Origin of the sequence: Marinomonas vulgaris (assembly GCF_018145875.1) — a bacterium.
GTDB lineage: Bacteria > Pseudomonadota > Gammaproteobacteria > Pseudomonadales > Marinomonadaceae > Marinomonas > Marinomonas vulgaris.
In genome coordinates this window covers 181,783-198,539 of the sequence record NZ_JAGSSV010000005.1, presented here as the reverse complement: position 1 = coordinate 198,539, position 16,757 = coordinate 181,783, and the positions used below count along the sequence as shown (strand labels likewise).

The following is a 16,757-nucleotide window of genomic DNA, read 5'->3' as shown; positions in this document are numbered from 1 at the left end:
ATCCCATCCCGAACTCAGAAGTGAAAAGCGCCATCGCCGATGGTAGTGTGGGAGATCCCATGTGAGAGTAGGTCGTCATCAAGTTTTAATTTCTTAAAAACCCCATACGGCGAATGCTGTGTGGGGTTTTTTTATTGCAGATAAGCATGTGAAAGTAGGTCGTCCTCAAGTTTTAATTTTTAGGAAACCCTATATAGCGAATGCTGTGTGGGGTTTTTTATTGCAGATAAGCATGTGAAAGTAGGTCGTCATCAAGTTTTAATTTCTTAAAAACCCCATACGGCGAATGCTGTGTGGGGTTTTTTATTGCAGATAAGCATGTGAAAGTAGGTCGTCATCAAGTTTTAATTTCTAAAAAACCCCATACGGCGAATGCTGTGTGGGGTTTTTTATTGCAGATAAGCATGTGAAAGTAGGTCGTCCTCAAGTTTTAATTTTTAAGAAACCCTATATAGCGAATGCTGTGTGGGGTTTTTTATTGAGATAAGTATGTAAGCGCTTGCAACTACTGCTTGCTTTGTGACTTAGGTAAACATAGAACCTGATTAGCTCGACTGGTCAGGTTTTTTTGCATCTAAAATAAGCCTCTATTCGTGTTTTCTGTGTAGTGTTTTTAACAGAAGTTGTGCTTACATAGCCTTTTTAATTTCTATATAAATCCAATTTAGATCAACTATTTATAAGTGTACTAAATATTAGAGATCTAATTTAAACTTGATCATTTTTGTCAATTTGTTTAATGTATACGCGAATTTTGTAATTTTTTATTCATTTTTCTAACGAACATGAGGTTTATTGTGAAAAATATATTTAGTAAATACGTTATATCTCTAATGAGTTTTTGCGTTGCTCTTTTTTCTATTACAGCAACGGCAAGTACATTGGATAAGATCAAAGAAGAGGGGAAGATTACGATAGGTGTGGCAAACGAAGTCCCTTATGGTTACACCACGCCGGATGGAGAGCCTGCTGGCGAAGCGCCAAGTATTGCGGTTCATATTCTGAATGAATTAGGTGTGAAAGACGTGAACGTGGTTGTTACAGAGTTCGGTTCTCTAATTCCAGGGTTGCGTGCAGGACGGTTTGATGTAATTGCAGCAGGTATGTACATCACACCTAAACGTTGTATGCAGATCGCCTTTTCAAACCCTACATACAGCATTGGTGAAGGTTTTCTAGTGAAAAATGGTAATCCAGAAGCGCTCAATGGCTACGACAATATTAATGATAAGTCAGTAAAGCTAGGTGTGATGTCCGGTTCCGTTGAGTATGGCTATGCACGAGACTTTGGTATTGCTATGAATAAAATTGTCACCCTTCCGGATTACCCATCTGGTGTGGCGGCATTAAAATCAGGTCGTATTGATGCGTTAGCTGGAACAAGCCTAACCATGGCGTCTTTGGCTCAAAAAGATGACCGTGTAGAATTGGCTCAACCTTTTACTCCCTTGATGATTGATGGGAAATCGGTCAAAGGCTATGGTGGTTTTGGTTTCCGTCCAGCAGACCTTGATCTGCGTGATGCGTTTAACACCGAACTAGGGAGCTTTATTGATTCTGAAGCGCACATAGCGATGGTCACGCCTTACGGCTTTGGGAAGCACACTTCTCCAGGCGAAATGACGGCAAAAGCGTTATGCCAATAATACTGGAGTAACTTTTCATGGAATTTGGAGAAATTGTCTCCGTCTTGCTTCAGGGGGCCATTGTCACTATTCAAATAGTGGCAATGGCTTTGCCTCTTGCGGTGGTAATGGCGTTTGGTTTTGGTCTCATTCGCCTCTACGCACCGTCCCCTTTTAAGCAAATCGCGATCATCTATATTGAGTTTTTCCGCGGCACTTCTGCGCTCATCCAGTTGTATTGGATTTACTTTGTTTTGCCTTTTTTTGGTATAACCATCGATGCGATGACCGCTGCTGTTGTTGCACTGGGTTTAAACATTGGATCTTACGGTACAGAAGTAGTTCGTGGTGCAATTCAATCGGTACCAAAAGGACAGTACGAAGCGTCTATCGCATTGAATTTTACCGCCTCACAGCGACTGTGGAGAATTATCATGCCACAAGCGCTGGTTAATATGATTCCACCGTTTGGTAATTTGGCCATTGAGTTGGTTAAGGCTACATCGCTCGTGTCCTTAATTACCATTGGCGATCTCACGTTTAAAGCGAAGTCCTTAGCGGATACAACTCTGCAAGTGGGCGAAATTTTTGGGGTTGTTTTGGTGTTCTATTTTGTCATCGCGCAATGTTTGGTCTTTTTCATACGTCGACTGGAAAAACACCTAAGTAAAGGGCTCGGTCGTGGAGGTATTGCTTCATGAGTGGATTTCAGTGGGATTGGGCATTCACTTGGGATGTACTTCCAATGATTTTATCGGCCGCCAAAGTGACTTTATTGGCAACCTTGCTCGGCAGTATATTTGCTATTGCGATGGGCTTAGTGTTTGCATTGTTGCGTCGCAGTAAAAGCCGAACGTTAAGAACCAGTATTTATTGGGTAGTTGAATTTATTCGCAGCACACCTTTGTTGGTGCAAATATTCTTCCTATATTACGTTATGCCTGAGTTTGGTGTAGGTATGTCGCCTCTTGCTACAGGGGTGTTCGCTCTAGGTTTGCATTATGGAGCGTATTTGTCAGAAGTATTTAGAAGTGGTATCGACAGCATCGAAAAAGGGCAGTGGGAAGCCGCAAGAGCTTTGAATTTGTCCTTAGTTGATACTTACAGAGACATCGTCTTGCCGCAAGCTATTCGCCCGATGATTCCCGCAACGGGGAATTACATCATTGCTATGTTTAAAGAAACACCGCAGTTGTCCGCCATTACGTTGTTGGAAATGCTGCAAATCGCGAAGATTATTGGTTCTGAGAATTTCCGCTATTTAGAGCCTTTCACCCTAGTCGGTATCATGTACTTATTGTTCAGTGTGATAGCGGCTTATGGAATCTATCAGATTGAGAAACGTTTTCCGAAAGAAGGATTTAGCTTGAAATGAGTGCGCCAATTATTGAGTTTCACAATGTAAAAAAATGCTTTGGCGATACGGTCATTTTTAGTGACTTTAATTTCAAAGTGGAAGAAAACGAGATTGTTTCTATTATAGGCCCGAGTGGCTCAGGGAAAAGTACACTGTTGCGTATTTTAATGACGCTTGAAGGCATTGATGGCGGTTATATCAATGTGGCTGGGGAGTCACTCTGGCATATGCTTTGGCAAGGTCAGTATGTACCCGCGAACAGCAAGCATCTGCATAAAATGCGTAATCACCTTGGAATGGTGTTTCAGCATTTTAATTTGTTCCCACATATGACAGTTAAGCGCAACATCACCGAAGCGCCAATGCGCGTAAAAGGTGTGTCACGGCAAGAGGCAGAAGCGTTTGCTGAAAAATTATTGGCGCTAGTTGGATTGGCTGATAAGGCAGATAGTTATCCTAATGACTTATCAGGCGGACAAAAGCAGAGGGTAGGGATTGCTCGCGCGCTTGCGATGAAGCCTTCCATTTTGTTGCTGGATGAAATTACGTCTGCCCTCGACCCAGAATTGGTTGATGAGGTTTTAGACGTGATCCGTAACCTTGTAAAAGAGGAGAGCTTTACCATGCTGCTCGTCACACATGAGATGTATTTTGCTCGGGAGATAAGTGACCGGGTATGCTTTTTTGATCAAGGAGCCATCGTTGAGGAAGGTGACCCAGAAGTGATTTTCACCCAGCCTAAAGAAGAAAGAACGAAAGCGTTTTTAAATGCGTATATTGGTCAATCCTAAGCAATAGGGTTGATTGACGCTGATATATGAAACATGACTGAAGTGACCCTCAATAGTTGGAGCCTCCAATGATTGAGGGTTTTTTTATGTGTGGCAACTGACGCATCATGGATAGATAATAGTGTTTTCTTTCAAGAGCAGCTAAGTAATGACTCCTTTATATAATGTGATTCTACTAACACTGTTTGCTGGCTTAGCAATGCCGATAGGGGCCATATTAGCCAATTTTGAGCATATTAGATCAAGTTGGCTGGAAAACGAATTGCGACATGGCGTAGCGGCTTTTGGTGGTGGTGCTTTATTGTCGGCCATTGCGCTTGTGTTGGTGCCAGAGGGTATTGAGCACTTTGAAGCTTGGTCGGCGGCATTGCTTTTTTTGTCAGGTGGTTTGGGGTTTATGATGTTGGACATTCAGCTGTCCAAAAATCAAACCTCGATGAGTCAGCTGATTGCCATGCTCTCAGACTTCATTCCAGAATCTTTAGCGTTAGGAGCGGCGTTTGCACTGGGTACGATAAATGGCGTTTTACTGGCGATTCTGATTGCGCTGCAAAACTTGCCTGAGGGTTTTAATGCTTTTCGTGAGCTTAAGGCGAGCTCCGGCTACCGTTCCTCCACTATTATTGTAATATTCTTTTTATTGGCTCTTTGTGGTCCGATTGCTGGCGCGATTGCCCATGTCTGGCTGTCTGAATGGCCTGCGGTGGTGTCTGGTATTATGTTATTTGCATCGGGTGGCATCTTGTATGCGGTGTTTCAAGACATTGCTCCCCAAGTACCGTTGGAAAAGCATTGGGCGCCTCCTATGGGGGCGGTGATGGGGTTTGTTCTTGGGTTGGTTGGTTATATGTTGGTTTAAATCAATTTTGGCTGTGGTGGCGTCGTTCCAAAATAAAAATGTATACAAAAATAGTCGCGCTGACTTATAGTAAGCCAACTTAATACCCAAATAGGAAGAAGTAAGGTGCTGACGATCTTAAAAGACATGAGTTTGAGTGCTCTTGTTGCTGGTTTTGTTGCTGTATTGATTGGTTTTGCGAGTTCTGTTGCGATTGTGTTTCAAGCAGCACAATCAGCCGGTGCTGACGAAGGTACAATCGTGTCTTGGATTATGGCGCTTGGTTTTGGTATGGGGGCGACGTGTTTCTTCTTATCACTGTGGTATAAAACTCCCATTATTACCGCTTGGTCTACTCCCGGCGCCGCCTTATTAGCAACAAGTTTGGGTTCAATAAGTTATGCTGAAGCGATCGGGGTGTTTGTTTTTGCGGGTTTGCTGACCTTGTTGACGGGCATATCTGGCTTGTTTGATAGGGTTATGCGCCTTGTTCCTTTACCGTTGGCGTGCGCCATGTTGGCTGGCGTGTTGTTTAAATTTGGTCTGGCCATCTTTGATGCCATGACGATGGACGTGTTTTTAGTCGCCACCATGCTTGTCACTTATCTGGTCAGTAAGTGCTTTGTGCCACGTTATAGTGTGTTATTTGTGTTGTTAGTCGGTGTGGTTATTGTGTTGGTTCGATCTGATGCTAGCCTTATGGGTTCGATCCCTTTTGAGATGGGAGCTTTTGTTTGGGTATGGCCAGAGTGGAATGTTGGTGCGCTTATTGGCATTGGTGTTCCTCTTTATATTGTGACCATGACTTCACAAAATATTCCTGGCGTAGCTGTGATGCGCAGCAGTGGTTATCAAACGCCAGTTTCTCCGCTGATCAGTTGGACCGGATTAACATCTATTTTACTCGCACCACTAGGCGGATTTGCCTTTAATCTGGCTGCTATTACTGCGGCTATTTGTTCAGGTGATGGATGTCATAAAGACCCATCGAAACGCTATATAGCAGGATTATCGGCGGGTGCTTTTTATGGATTAGCTGGGCTGACTGGCGCCTCTGTTGTGGCTTTATTTTCTATTTTTCCAGCGACTATGGTCGCAGCGTTAGCGGGAATTGCTTTGTTGGGCACTATAGGGATGAACTTGAAATCGGCCATGTCTGAAGATGTGCATCGAGAAGCGGCGCTTATTACTTTTCTTGTTACTGTTTCTGGTGTGTCTTTTTTAGGTATTGCTTCGGCTTTTTGGGGAATTTTGTTCGGTGTTATTTGTCTGTTATTGTCCAGTATTAAGCGACGTTAGATGAGTTATTGATGGATGTAAGTCAGAGAATAAAAGAAGATATTTTAAATAATCGCCTTCCAAGAGGTGTTCCCTTACGGCAGGTGAACTTATCGGACTCTTATGGTGTTAGTCGGATACCTATTCGTGATGCTCTGTTGTCATTAAGAGCGGAAGGTTGGCTCGTTACACATGGCAAAGCCGGTGTGATGATTCCTGATTTGCATTGGAAAGAAGCTGAAGATATTTATCTTATGCGAGCCCATTTAGAATGCTTGTTATTTGATATGGCATTTGACGGTATCAAAGTTGCAGATATCGAAAAAGCACGAGGAATCACTCTTAGGTTAGATCGAGAGCACATTTCATTAGTTGAACGTGGTGAGTTGAATTGGCGTTTTCACGAGGCTTTGTATCAGGCAGCAGATAGACCAACGCTACACAGGGTTGTTGAAGGACTTAACAAGCAAGCTGTTCGCTATTTAGGTTTTCAGTATGGGCCGTTGGGGTATCGGGCAAGAAGTCAGCAACAGCATAAAGCATGGCTTGATATGATTGAGTCAAAAAATAAATCGGGCTCTGTCGACTTCTTACACCAACACATTGTTAATGCCGGTGCTTTATTAACGGACTATTTAAAAAACCTTTAAGCGATTTTATTCAGCCTAAGTCTATAGTTTCTTGGCTGCTTTGCGGCAAATACACACACAGCCTAGCGCCTCCTAATGTGGGAGAGCTTTCTTTCTTAATGAAACCGGATCTTTTATAAACCACATGGGCCGCCGCCGATAGTTCAGCGAAATACAAGCCAAGACCTGTGTTACCTTCAAGAAAAGCTTCTTCTTGTTCTGGCTTAGGTTTGAATCCAACGCCATCATCTTCAATAGCAAGGAGGAGATAGCCGTTTTCTTGTATCGCACTGATAAGAATTTTTGATTTTGCAAAACGCAATGCATTGTAAACGGCTGTACTGACCACTGCTGTCATTAAGCGTTCGTCAAATGTGCCGGTTAAATCCGCATCACAACGGTATTCTAAGCTAAGGTTTTTTGCGGTGGCAGAAGGTTGCAATGCAAAAACCTGATCATCAAGAAATTCATCCAGCAAAAATGTATCAACATGCAGTTCATAGCCATCTGACGCTAAACGATACAAATACAAATACTCAACCCATTCATCGTTAAGTTTTTTTAATGACTCTTCAATGACGACTATTTTCTTATGGTGTGGCTCTTTGTTAGCCACCCCTTCTTTAAGACCTTGTAGTTGATACAGCAAAGTACCTACCTGGTTTTTACTTTCATGAATAGCACTTGCCAAAATCGTACTGATGTCGAGCTTTTCCACCTTAGCCTCCAAAAGCTCTAGCGTATTTAAGAGATTGCTGTTTTGATGGTGCGCTTGTCAGGCCAGTCTTTATGTCTTCTAGCCATGTGTTATAGATCTGGTGAGCGCCGTTAATATCGTGATCTGCAAGATGAACAGAGATGTCGTAACCATATGTTGTGGCTCTGTCGTCTGGATCGTCGTAGAAGCTCTCGTGGACTTTTTTCAATGTCGATTCAAAGTGGCTTCTTTGACGTGATGATAATGGACCTTCATTGGTCATGTTAACCAAGGACTCTAAGTGTTTGAGGTAAACATCAGCGGTGTTGTAACAAGAATGTTTTGCTAGGAATACGGCTCTACGGTAAGCCATTTCAGCGGTAATAAAATCATTCAAGGTTAAGCTAATGTTGCCCAGCTCTATTTGTCGTAAAAGATTCTTGGGAGATCGATTAACAGCTTCGATAAGAGTGGCTTGAGCCTCTTCTTGTTTACCTTGGCGAATTAAGATTTTAGCGAGCCAGTCATAGGCGCTGACAAAAAAGCGATTATCCAACATGAGTTGTTTAAAGCTCTGCTCGGCTTTTTCGAGCTCGCCCATTAAAAAATAAGACTTTGCTTTACCGAATAGAGCCCAAGGCATCTTTCTTTCTTTAAGTGTGCTATTAAACAGTGATAATGCTTTATCGTAATCTTTCAGCTCTAAAAGGCTTTCACCTATGATGCGTCCACATCTTCCTTTTAATGCTGGGTGTTTAGCAATAACTATTTTCGCAGCTTCAATTGCGGCAGCATGATCGTTTTTATCCAGAGCCACGTTAACATCATAGAGTTTCTCTTTTGTTTCTAGCAACTTATTGAGTCGACGTTGCAATAAAGCCTGTGAGAAGGGTTTAGTTATGTAACCATCTGGTTGATATTCAATGGCGCCCATCACCATTTCAATAGAGGTCTCAGCGGTAACCATCAAGTAAGTAGCGGTATTGGATATTAATTTAGAGTGCCTAACCTCTTCCAGTAGTTGCTGACCATCTTTACCTTTGCCTAGGTTGTAATCGGACAAAATTACATCAAAGGCTTGCGTTTGCAATAGTTCAACTGCTGTTTCGGCTTTCATGGCAACTTCTATGGAGCCAAAACCAAAGTCGGATAACATTTTACGCTGCATAATCCGAGCTTCCGCCATATCTTCAATGACTAACGCTTTTTTCTTTGAGAAGTCTTGATGGGCCATAAACAATCACGTTCCATGTCTAGGTATTATAAAAAAGATTTATTTGGGTCTACATTTAAGTCATCTGAGAAAATTTCATCTTCTTCGGATGTTTGTTGAGGAATGCTATAAGACTCGCTTGCCCAAGCGCCCAAATCTATCAATTTACAACGTGAGCTGCAAAACGGTCGATCTGGATTCTCTTTTGTCCAAGCTGTTTTCGTTTGGCAAGTGGGGCATGAAACAAGGGTAATATCGTTGTTCAACATGAAATCGACTCTAATATTTTTTTGTGCAACCGAGAGACTTTATCATCCATGTTGTCAATATTGCCAGAATTTTCAAAGGAGAAATCGGCACGGTCAATTCTATCTTGGTTGCTCAATTGCGTTGCCATGATTTTTTTTGCACTTTCTAACGTTACTTTATCTCTATTGATTACCCGTTCGGTCTGAATCTCTACAGGAACATCTATGGCAATAACATATCTACAAATCAAGTTTTGTTTCGTTTCAAATAAAAGAGGGTGTACTAGCAAGCAATAACTTGATGTTGTCGCACTAAGTTGCAAGGCGAGCTCTTGACGTATGGCAGGGTGTGTCACGGATTCCAGCCAACGTCTTTCATCAGGGGTATTGAAAACAATGTCTCGTAGAGCAGGGCGGTTCAATTCTCCAAGCGGTGTGAGGATTGAGTCGCCATAGCGCTCTTTTATTGCTTGTAAGCATGGGGTACCCGGTTGAACAACGAATCTGGCGACATCATCTGCATCGACGCTTTGAATACCTAAACGATTAAAGCATTTCGCAATGGTGCTTTTACCAGAGCCAATTCCGCCTGCTAGGCCGATAATAGGAGCAACGTGTTTTTCCATAACGATGAATAAAATACCAAGATAGCGGATATAATTAACAAGGGACCAAATGCTATAAGGTCTGAGCCTGTTCTTCTAAAAACAACAGTGTAAAGGATTCCGCCAACACTTGCACAAAGTAGTAAGGAAGGTAGGGCTGATACTCCCAACCAAGCACCCAATGCGGCAATAAGCTTGGCGTCTCCTAAACCAATACCTTCTTGTTTTCTTACTACGGTGTAACACCAGCGAACCACAATAATAAGATAGAAGCCGACAATCATGCCTACAACAGAGCTTAAAAGCGTGTTGCTGATGATGCCTAACAATAACCCACAGGAAACTAACACTGTAATGCATTGATCAGGTATGAGGTGATGTTCTATATCAATGAATGCTGAGGTAATTAAGCTACTCATTATGCAGGTATACAATGCAAGCGTTAACCAATCGTTTGAAAGCCATAAAAGTGGTAAGCAGCTAACAATATGAAGACTTTCAATGACGGGGTAGCGAAGTGAAATAGCTTGGTTACAGTGACGGCAATGTCCTTTTAATCGTATAAAACTGATGATAGGAATGAGGTCTTTCCATTTTAAGGTTTGACCACAGTGCGGACAGCATGAGCGATGGCCTAGTTTAGGTCGTTCAGAGGTTTTTTTAAAAGGTATGTTGAGTAATTGATGGGCTTCTTTTTGCCAATTATGATGACATTTTACAGGCCAACGAACTGTAAAGGCAGCGGCGTAACTGCCTATACTAGCTAGACAAAGGCAATATGTAACAAAATAGACGAGTAGGGGGAGCATTTGGACTACTATCTCGTATTAAGGCATGTTCATTAGGGGAGCGTAAAGAGCAACCAGAGCTGAGGCAACAATACCGCCGGCTACGAGTAAACAAAGAGCCGGAATGAATTTTTCTAATAATGATATAGTAGACTGCCAGCGTTTTTCATGTTCGAGTGTTGCAATGGTGAGCGCACGCTCTATATCGCCATCTTGCTCTGCTGAGTGTAATGCGATGGCGGATTCCTTTGGAAACCAATGATCAGGAAAGCTACCTGCATATTTTTTTCCAAGACGCAATGTGTAGTAAACACTGAAAATCTCCTTTTTGATGTGATGATGTTGAAAATATTCAGGCATGCTTTTAATAGCTTGTTGTAAAGGCACCCCAGACTGGTGTGTGGTATGCAAGAGTGAAAAAAGCTTGGTTAACCGAAATGCTTGGCTGTATCGCTCTAACCAATAGCAAGCATTACCAAGATACAAGCTGCGAATAACGAGCAGTTGCAGGGCGCTACACAACAAATACAAAATCCCATCATCAAGTAAGTACACTACAAGATTATCGGCTGATTTGGCCTGCATTGCCTTGTTTGCTATAAGTATCAAAAGTGCGATTTGTATGATGCTAAATGGGTAAATAAGTGTTTTTAGCAGTCGTTTTGACCATTCCAGTAGAGCATTGAGCTGATCAATAGAAAGGCTCAAGCTCTTATTACAGTCTTCTCTTGTGCCTTGTGTGTTCAAAAGCTGACAATATGGAGAGGCTGAAGTTTGTACTAAAGTGCTTAAAGCGACATTGAAGCTAATCCCTTGTTCAAGCTGGCTTAATACTGCTTTGCATATAATGGAAAGATTGCTTTTAGCTGGTGAAAGAGCCAAATGCGATAACGCTTGATTAAGCTGTAATCCTGATTGTAGTGCGCTTTGTAATTCCGTGAAGAAGGTATGCAGGCTTTTATAATCGAGTGTTTGTGGTTTCCAAGGTGTGATTGAGAATCTCCATGTACCTTGTTGTACAAGGCCATACACCAAGCTACTTTCAGAAGATGCCAATTGATAACCGATGCGACCATTATGGTATTTAATCTTGTACCAAAACATCTGCAACCTCACTTTTTTGCTGGTGGGTAAAAGCTTTCCATACAGATGGCGAGTCAATAAGTGAGCTATAGTTTCTTGGAAGTGACTCGTGCCACATGGGTTTCAGTGCATTAAATGCGGGTTGTCGAGAAGCTGATTTATAAAGCATGGATTGGTGAATGATAAGCTTAAGTGAGCTTACAAGAGAGAAAAAATCTACCTGCCAACCATGGCATCGATGTATTGCATCCAAAGGAGAATTGGTGTGTAAGGTCGCCAGCACCAGATGACCTGTCAGGGATGCATTGACAGCTAAGTTGGCTGTGACAGCATCTCGAACCTCTCCAACCATAATAACATCTGGGTCTTGACGTAAAAATGATTTCAGCAAAGCGGCAGAGTCAAGACCAATAGCGGCATTGGGTTCACATTGAAATAATCCAGGTATTTCATATTCTACTGGGTCCTCTATGGTAAAAATGGTTTTTTGTCCGGTATTTAAGACATCAAGGCAAGAATAGAGGGTGGTGCTTTTACCCGCACCAGTCGCGCCACAAACGAGAATTAACCCACTTTGACAACATAGGGTCTTTTTTAAGGTAGTGAGAAGTAGAGGTTGAATGCCAATATGATCCAAATCTAATCGCGCTTTATTGGGTAATAATCTTAAAGCAACTTTTTCACCTTTTACGGTAGCGATGATACTGACGCGAACAAAGGTACTTCGGCCTTTTTCTTCAAATAAAAACTGCCCTTCCTGCGTTCTTCTAGTTTCAGACAAATCTAAATTGGCGCGCATTTTTATACGATTAATAAGGTTGGCGTCCTTTGGTAACTGAGCGCTGGGCTCTATCTGACCATAACAGCGCTGGTAAACAATGATGCCAATGCTACTGTGCTCAATGTGAATGTCAGTCGCCTGTTGATTAATAGCAACAGAGAGAATTTCTTCTAGCGTCATTACTCACCTCCTGTTGTGGAAGTTGATGTGCATTTTAGCGGCAAAACATTGGTGTCTAAATCAGATGTGCACTGCCAGTTTCTGTCATCGTCTCTGGTATAGGTGAGTGTTGAGCTATCGTCTATGCCTGTGGCGCTATTGAGTGTAATTATGATGCTATCAGCGTCATTAACTGCGATAGACTGGACGATCGAATCATCGGCGACGGCTTGTTTAATATCATCAAATTCATTATCAGTAGGAAAGCTGCCATTAAGCAGAATGTATTCTTCGACTAACGATTGGTGTTGTGTGGCAATATTTTGTGCTTCGATCAAGTTTGCCTTGGCAATTTGTCGTGTAAAGGTGGGGGCGGATAAGCTTGCTAATATGGATATGATGGCAATGACCACCATAAGTTCTAAAAGCGTGAATCCACGCATGCCTGAGTAGGTAAGTTTCATTCTTCACTCCTTGAAGCGGTTTGCAATTGCATCCTGCTATTGCATTTAAATATGTTTCGAATTTATAGGCTAAATGATTTTTCGGTAAAAGTCTCCTCTCTATGTGGTGAAATTATAGTCAGAAGTCTTCTTCGATGTCATCTTCGAAATAATCTAGGCGGTTTTTGTGCTCTTCTGCCGATTTTCTTTCCACGTTTCGCTTGTCTTCTTTGAGTAATGCTTGAGCTTCTTCTGATAAAGTAACAACGAGATCGCTGGTGGCTATGGCATTGCGAGCATTCATTGCTGTGGTTCGAGTATCTTCATCGGAGCGCACGTCAAAGGTAGTGTAACCCGGCGTTGTAGAGGGCGCACTGGTATGATTTGAAAGGGCTATGGTATGAGGGATGCTGCCAGACATAATAACCATCCATTCAGTGAATATGAATAAAGGTTAATAGCGAAACTAATCTTTGTCCACTTTTTAGACAGAAAATTCCTGCCTAAAAAGTGGTGATGTCAACGAATTTCTTAACCCTTCACGTTGTTGGCTTGTATAGCATTCACCGCAATGGTGTAGACAATGTCATCAACTAGGGAGTTTCGCGACAGGTCATTAATCGGCTTACGTATACCTTGTAGCATAGGGCCTATACTCACCACATCTGCGCTTCGCTGAACGGCTTTGTATGTGGTGTTGCCGGTATTGAGATCAGGGAAGACAAAGACCGTTGCCTTTCCGGCTACCTTGCTGTCTGGAGCTTTGCGTTTAGCAACACTTTCCATAATAGCAGCGTCGTATTGAAGTGGTCCATCAATGAGCAAGTCTGGACGAAGTCGCTGAGCAATTGCTGTGGCTTCTCTTACTTTGTCTACATCATTGCCACTTCCAGAACCCCCTGTACTGTAGCTGATCATGGCAACTTTAGGAATGATGCCAAATGCGGCTGCAGAATCAGCACTTTGAATAGCGATTTCTGCCAGTTGTGCTGCTGTTGGGTCTGGGTTAATAACGCAATCACCGTACACTAAAACCTGATCCGGCAAACACATAAAAAATACAGATGAAATCAAGTTAGCAGAAGGTAGCGTTTTTATCAGCTGCAAAGCGGGGCGAATAGTGTTCGCTGTAGAGTGTGCTGCGCCAGACACCAATCCATCCACCTCACCCATTTCAAGCATCATGGTTGCTAACACAACATTGTCTGCAAGTTGCTCCCTAGCAATAATATCGGTTAAGCCACGCCCCTTTCTAAGCTCTACCATGGGCGCAATATAGCGCTCACGAACTTTATTTGGGTCGATGATGGCGACATTATCATTCAGTTCAATGCCATTGTTCTGAGCAATGCGGTGTATCTCTTTTCTATTTCCTAGCAGGGTGCAGCGAGCGATACCGCGTTCGGCGCAAATTGAGGCTGCCTGGATAATACGAACTTCTTCCCCTTCAGGTAAAATAATGTGCTTATCCAGAGAGCGAGCTAATTCGATAAGGCGAAAACGAAAAGCGGGTGGCGAGAGCTTTCTTTCTTCTTGGCTAAGAGCAAAGGAGTTGATCCAGTCGTGGTCGATACAACGAGCAATGTGTTCTTTCACCATAAGAACACGTTCTTTGTCATCTACAGGGATCTCTTGGTTAAAAGACTGCATATTAATCACAGTTTCCCAGCTATTGGATTCCACCGACAGAACTGGTAGGCCTTTGGCCATGGCTTTACCGCATAAAGACATAAGCGCTTCACTGGGTTGGTAGCCACCAGTGACGACCAAAGCCGCGATTTTGATGTCGTTTAAAGCTGCGATAGCGGTGGCCATGATGATGTCAGTTCTGTCGCCTGGTGTGAAAACCAACACGCCAGGGCGTAACGCTTCAAGCATGTTTTCCACGCCTCGGGCGCACAAGGTATAAGACTGAACTCGGCGAGTATCAATATCGCCTGCGTTGATGACTCGAGCACCAAGAAAGTCAGCTACATCTTTTACTCGAGGGTAGGTAAGTTCTTCCGCTGTAGGAATCTGGCCCAACAAACTAAAGTTACGCTTGAAGATGGCTTTTTGAGCAAATTGGTCGCCGTAAGACTTCATACCAAGAGAGCCAGGCGTGGTCTTATTTAAAATACAGCCAATCACGTCATCGGCTTTGATCCCGCCATAAGACCCCGCCGCAATTTCGACATGGTGTTCAAGCTCATTTACTTTCATTTTGTTCGGTGCTGTAACCAATACTAGGCCGGCATCGAGTGTACGAGCAATGGCTTTGTTTAAACGAGTGGCGTAAGGATGGCCAGCAATTTGTGCAAGACCCTCTACGATCACTGTTGAGCCAGGTTCAACACTTGCTTGAAAGCGACCGACAATCTCTTCCATAAGTTCGTCGATATTATCATTGTACAAATAGCGTTCCGCTTCATGCAGTGGGATTGGCTCGGCAGGGCGTAAAACTGAGCCCTGAGAAACCATTGCTGTCGATTTGTCAGGGCCTCTGTCTCCGGGTTGTGGTTGGGCAATGGGCTTGAAAAAACTGGCTTTCAAACCTTGTTGTTCTAACGCGCGAACCAAACCAACTGATACCGATGTTAAGCCGACACCAGGGCCGGTAGGAACCGTCATAAGTACATTGATAGGCATAATTTGTGAATCCCTAGTGAGTCCATTTTTGAAAGCATGGTCTTGGTTAGTGTCGGATTAAACTAATAATTTCCATTGCCGTCATGAGTTTGTATTTGTTATTTAGCGAGGGATACCCGCATGGATAAATCAATCGCTTGGACGTGTTTGGTGAGGGCACCAATTGACACAAAGTCTACGCCTGTTTTGGCGACTTGTAATAAATGTTCCTTGGTCATATTACCAGAAGCTTCAAACTTAACCTTTCCTTTGTATTGACTTACCGCAGTGATCATATCCTTGTATGAAAAATTATCTAACATCACTATGTCTGCACCAGCATGAACGGCCATGGCCACCTCATCAAGGTTTTCAGTTTCGACCTCGATGGTTTTTCCGGGTGCAATGTCTTTTGCCATGGTTACGGCATTGGTTATCGAACCTGCAGCCATGATGTGGTTTTCTTTGATTAAAAACGCATCATATAGACCGAATCTATGATTTTGCCCTCCACCAATAGTCACAGCGTACTTTTGCGCTAGGCGCATACCTGGAAGGGTTTTTCGCGTGTCAAGGATCGTTAAATTTGTGTCAGCAACGATATCACAATATTGTTTTGTTACTGTTGCGGTATAAGAAAGGGTTTGTAAAAAATTTAAGGCGGCTCTTTCACCGGTCAAAATGGTTCTGGCGTGACCTTCAATCGTCAGGAAGGGCTGATCTGCTTTTAGTGTGTCGCCTTCTTTATAGTGCCAAGTGAGTGTTACTTCTTTGCCGAGTTGGCGAAACACTTCGTTCACCCATGCTTGGCCGCACAACACCGCATCTTCTCTACTAATGACAGTCGCTTTTACAATTTGATTATCTGGTATTAATTGCGCAGTAATATCGCCTGCCCCTACATCTTCCATTAAAGCGAAGTTGACTTGAGATTGGATGTGCTCACGTAATAGAGCGTTCAAAGGGGTCATGTACTGTCCTAATATGCGCAGATTTAAATCGCTATTGTAGCGGTATATCTTTGGTGAGTCAGTGCTGTTGGCTGAAAAATGTGTTGATTTACATAATCTTTCTAGTTGGTCTTTAACGTATTCATACCTCAAGATACGATGCGAATTTTGTGTCTGACAAGGGCTTATAGTATTCATCTCACCTATGTAATTCATAAATTTAATGAATTACACTCTATTTTTCTTGCGTTTGATAAGGTTAAAATGGAATTCGTACTCATGTTTGGGTTCGATGTTTGCGCACATTACTATGTTTATCGTGTAGTTTCTGTGCCGTAACCTCTGAGTGAGTAGCTAGGCGCACTTTTAGTTCGGTGTTAATCTTACGCCGAATTAGAGTGTGTCTGAGGCGTAGAGATCACAATTCGACACATGAATTGTGTGGCGCTTCAGTAAGCGACAACGGTTAAATACATGCTTAATAAAGCATGTTTACAACAAAAAGTTTTAATTTTTTATATGCGTTTAATAAGACTAAGCGGATGTGAAAACTTGATCTTGGGCTTGATGAACCAAGCCCAAACTGGAAGCGAGCCGACTAAGTTTTTTAGTGGTCGAGGCAATGGAAGAAGACTAAAACAATAAAAATTGCCACTTAACGGATG

General features: G+C 42.7%; 18 protein-coding genes and 1 rRNA gene. 8 read left to right on the top strand and 11 right to left on the bottom strand.

Translation table 11 applies throughout. The features are described from left to right. The 8 genes from rrf to J9B83_RS06565 all read left to right on the top strand — a co-directional run. A 5S ribosomal RNA gene (gene rrf, locus J9B83_RS06600) occupies positions 1 to 84 on the top strand; the annotation flags it as partial. A gap of 749 nt (positions 85 to 833) precedes the next feature. Continuing rightward, the gene (gene ehuB / locus J9B83_RS06595; RefSeq protein WP_236037141.1) at positions 834 to 1,646 is read left to right on the top strand and encodes an ectoine/hydroxyectoine ABC transporter substrate-binding protein EhuB; all 813 of its coding nucleotides are present in this window, start codon (positions 834 to 836) and stop codon (positions 1,644 to 1,646) included. Between the two features lie 17 nt (positions 1,647 to 1,663). Further along, a complete protein-coding gene (gene ehuC, locus J9B83_RS06590; RefSeq protein ID WP_211535949.1) occupies positions 1,664 to 2,326 on the top strand; it encodes an ectoine/hydroxyectoine ABC transporter permease subunit EhuC in 663 nt (220 codons plus the stop codon). Continuing rightward, positions 2,323 to 3,000 carry an ectoine/hydroxyectoine ABC transporter permease subunit EhuD gene (gene ehuD / locus J9B83_RS06585; protein ID WP_211535948.1) on the top strand — a complete coding sequence of 226 codons (678 nt, stop codon included), beginning with the start codon at positions 2,323 to 2,325 and terminating at the stop codon, positions 2,998 to 3,000. Before ehuC ends, ehuD begins: the two co-directional genes overlap by 4 nt. Continuing rightward, positions 2,997 to 3,773 (top strand): ectoine/hydroxyectoine ABC transporter ATP-binding protein EhuA, encoded by a 777-nt coding sequence (ehuA, locus tag J9B83_RS06580; RefSeq protein WP_236037140.1) that lies wholly within the window; start codon positions 2,997 to 2,999, stop codon positions 3,771 to 3,773. The genes ehuD and ehuA overlap by 4 nt, the downstream gene beginning before the upstream one ends. Before the next feature lie 148 nt (positions 3,774 to 3,921). Beyond that, the gene (locus tag J9B83_RS06575; protein WP_211535947.1) at positions 3,922 to 4,632 is read left to right on the top strand and encodes a ZIP family metal transporter; all 711 of its coding nucleotides are present in this window, start codon (positions 3,922 to 3,924) and stop codon (positions 4,630 to 4,632) included. Between the two features lie 105 nt (positions 4,633 to 4,737). Then, positions 4,738 to 5,910, top strand: a complete 1,173-nt coding sequence (locus tag J9B83_RS06570; RefSeq protein ID WP_211535946.1) for a benzoate/H(+) symporter BenE family transporter — start codon at positions 4,738 to 4,740, stop codon at positions 5,908 to 5,910. A gap of 11 nt (positions 5,911 to 5,921) precedes the next feature. Then, a complete protein-coding gene (locus J9B83_RS06565; RefSeq protein ID WP_211535945.1) occupies positions 5,922 to 6,539 on the top strand; it encodes a GntR family transcriptional regulator in 618 nt (205 codons plus the stop codon). 10 nt (positions 6,540 to 6,549) lie between these two features. On the opposite strand, the gene J9B83_RS06560 is transcribed toward J9B83_RS06565, so the two are convergent. The 11 genes from J9B83_RS06560 to nadC all read right to left on the bottom strand — a co-directional run bounded on the left by J9B83_RS06560 (position 6,550) and on the right by nadC (position 16,113). Continuing rightward, positions 6,550 to 7,236: a sensor histidine kinase gene (locus tag J9B83_RS06560; protein ID WP_211535944.1), complete on the bottom strand. Its 687-nt coding sequence runs from the start codon at positions 7,234 to 7,236 to the stop codon at positions 6,550 to 6,552. A 1-nt stretch (position 7,237) separates the two neighbouring features. Continuing rightward, entirely contained in the window at positions 7,238 to 8,449 is a 1,212-nt protein-coding gene (locus J9B83_RS06555) for a response regulator (protein ID WP_211535943.1), read from the bottom strand. Positions 8,450 to 8,475: 26 nt separating this feature from the next. Continuing rightward, positions 8,476 to 8,697, bottom strand: a complete 222-nt coding sequence (yacG, locus tag J9B83_RS06550) for a DNA gyrase inhibitor YacG (RefSeq protein ID WP_211535942.1) — start codon at positions 8,695 to 8,697, stop codon at positions 8,476 to 8,478. Beyond that, positions 8,691 to 9,302, bottom strand: coding sequence for a dephospho-CoA kinase (gene coaE / locus J9B83_RS06545; protein ID WP_211535941.1), 612 nt, complete (start codon positions 9,300 to 9,302; stop codon positions 8,691 to 8,693). The genes yacG and coaE overlap by 7 nt, the downstream gene beginning before the upstream one ends. Then, positions 9,269 to 10,090, bottom strand: a complete 822-nt coding sequence (locus J9B83_RS06540; protein WP_211535940.1) for a prepilin peptidase — start codon at positions 10,088 to 10,090, stop codon at positions 9,269 to 9,271. The genes coaE and J9B83_RS06540 overlap by 34 nt, the downstream gene beginning before the upstream one ends. An 18-nt stretch (positions 10,091 to 10,108) precedes the next feature. Next, positions 10,109 to 11,173: a type II secretion system F family protein gene (locus J9B83_RS06535; protein WP_211535939.1), complete on the bottom strand. Its 1,065-nt coding sequence runs from the start codon at positions 11,171 to 11,173 to the stop codon at positions 10,109 to 10,111. After that, positions 11,154 to 12,113, bottom strand: coding sequence for a GspE/PulE family protein (locus tag J9B83_RS06530; protein WP_211535938.1), 960 nt, complete (start codon positions 12,111 to 12,113; stop codon positions 11,154 to 11,156). Before J9B83_RS06530 ends, J9B83_RS06535 begins: the two co-directional genes overlap by 20 nt. Continuing rightward, positions 12,113 to 12,556 (bottom strand): pilin, encoded by a 444-nt coding sequence (locus J9B83_RS06525; RefSeq protein WP_211535937.1) that lies wholly within the window; start codon positions 12,554 to 12,556, stop codon positions 12,113 to 12,115. Before J9B83_RS06525 ends, J9B83_RS06530 begins: the two co-directional genes overlap by 1 nt. A 118-nt stretch (positions 12,557 to 12,674) precedes the next feature. Then, the gene (locus tag J9B83_RS06520; RefSeq protein WP_211535936.1) at positions 12,675 to 12,956 is read right to left on the bottom strand and encodes a hypothetical protein; all 282 of its coding nucleotides are present in this window, start codon (positions 12,954 to 12,956) and stop codon (positions 12,675 to 12,677) included. Between the two features lie 110 nt (positions 12,957 to 13,066). Continuing rightward, a complete protein-coding gene (gene pta, locus J9B83_RS06515) occupies positions 13,067 to 15,163 on the bottom strand; it encodes a phosphate acetyltransferase (RefSeq protein WP_211535935.1) in 2,097 nt (698 codons plus the stop codon). A 98-nt stretch (positions 15,164 to 15,261) separates the two neighbouring features. Continuing rightward, the gene (gene nadC, locus J9B83_RS06510) at positions 15,262 to 16,113 is read right to left on the bottom strand and encodes a carboxylating nicotinate-nucleotide diphosphorylase (RefSeq protein ID WP_211535934.1); all 852 of its coding nucleotides are present in this window, start codon (positions 16,111 to 16,113) and stop codon (positions 15,262 to 15,264) included. Positions 16,114 to 16,757 lie beyond the last annotated feature (644 nt).

Coding starts and splice junctions, on each gene's coding strand:
- ehuB (WP_236037141.1), top strand. CDS start 834: ATGAGTTTTTGCGTTGCTCTTTTTTCTATTACAGCAACGGCAAGTACA.
- ehuC (WP_211535949.1), top strand. CDS start 1,664: ATGGAATTTGGAGAAATTGTCTCCGTCTTGCTTCAGGGGGCCATTGTC.
- ehuD (WP_211535948.1), top strand. CDS start 2,323: ATGAGTGGATTTCAGTGGGATTGGGCATTCACTTGGGATGTACTTCCA.
- ehuA (WP_236037140.1), top strand. CDS start 2,997: ATGAGTGCGCCAATTATTGAGTTTCACAATGTAAAAAAATGCTTTGGC.
- J9B83_RS06575 (WP_211535947.1), top strand. CDS start 3,922: ATGACTCCTTTATATAATGTGATTCTACTAACACTGTTTGCTGGCTTA.
- J9B83_RS06565 (WP_211535945.1), top strand. CDS start 5,922: ATGGATGTAAGTCAGAGAATAAAAGAAGATATTTTAAATAATCGCCTT.
- J9B83_RS06555 (WP_211535943.1), bottom strand. CDS start 8,449: ATGGCCCATCAAGACTTCTCAAAGAAAAAAGCGTTAGTCATTGAAGAT.
- yacG (WP_211535942.1), bottom strand. CDS start 8,697: ATGTTGAACAACGATATTACCCTTGTTTCATGCCCCACTTGCCAAACG.
- coaE (WP_211535941.1), bottom strand. CDS start 9,302: ATGGAAAAACACGTTGCTCCTATTATCGGCCTAGCAGGCGGAATTGGC.
- J9B83_RS06540 (WP_211535940.1), bottom strand. CDS start 10,090: ATGCTCCCCCTACTCGTCTATTTTGTTACATATTGCCTTTGTCTAGCT.
- J9B83_RS06535 (WP_211535939.1), bottom strand. CDS start 11,173: ATGTTTTGGTACAAGATTAAATACCATAATGGTCGCATCGGTTATCAA.
- J9B83_RS06530 (WP_211535938.1), bottom strand. CDS start 12,113: ATGACGCTAGAAGAAATTCTCTCTGTTGCTATTAATCAACAGGCGACT.
- J9B83_RS06525 (WP_211535937.1), bottom strand. CDS start 12,556: ATGAAACTTACCTACTCAGGCATGCGTGGATTCACGCTTTTAGAACTT.
- J9B83_RS06520 (WP_211535936.1), bottom strand. CDS start 12,956: ATGTCTGGCAGCATCCCTCATACCATAGCCCTTTCAAATCATACCAGT.
- pta (WP_211535935.1), bottom strand. CDS start 15,163: ATGCCTATCAATGTACTTATGACGGTTCCTACCGGCCCTGGTGTCGGC.
- nadC (WP_211535934.1), bottom strand. CDS start 16,113: ATGACCCCTTTGAACGCTCTATTACGTGAGCACATCCAATCTCAAGTC.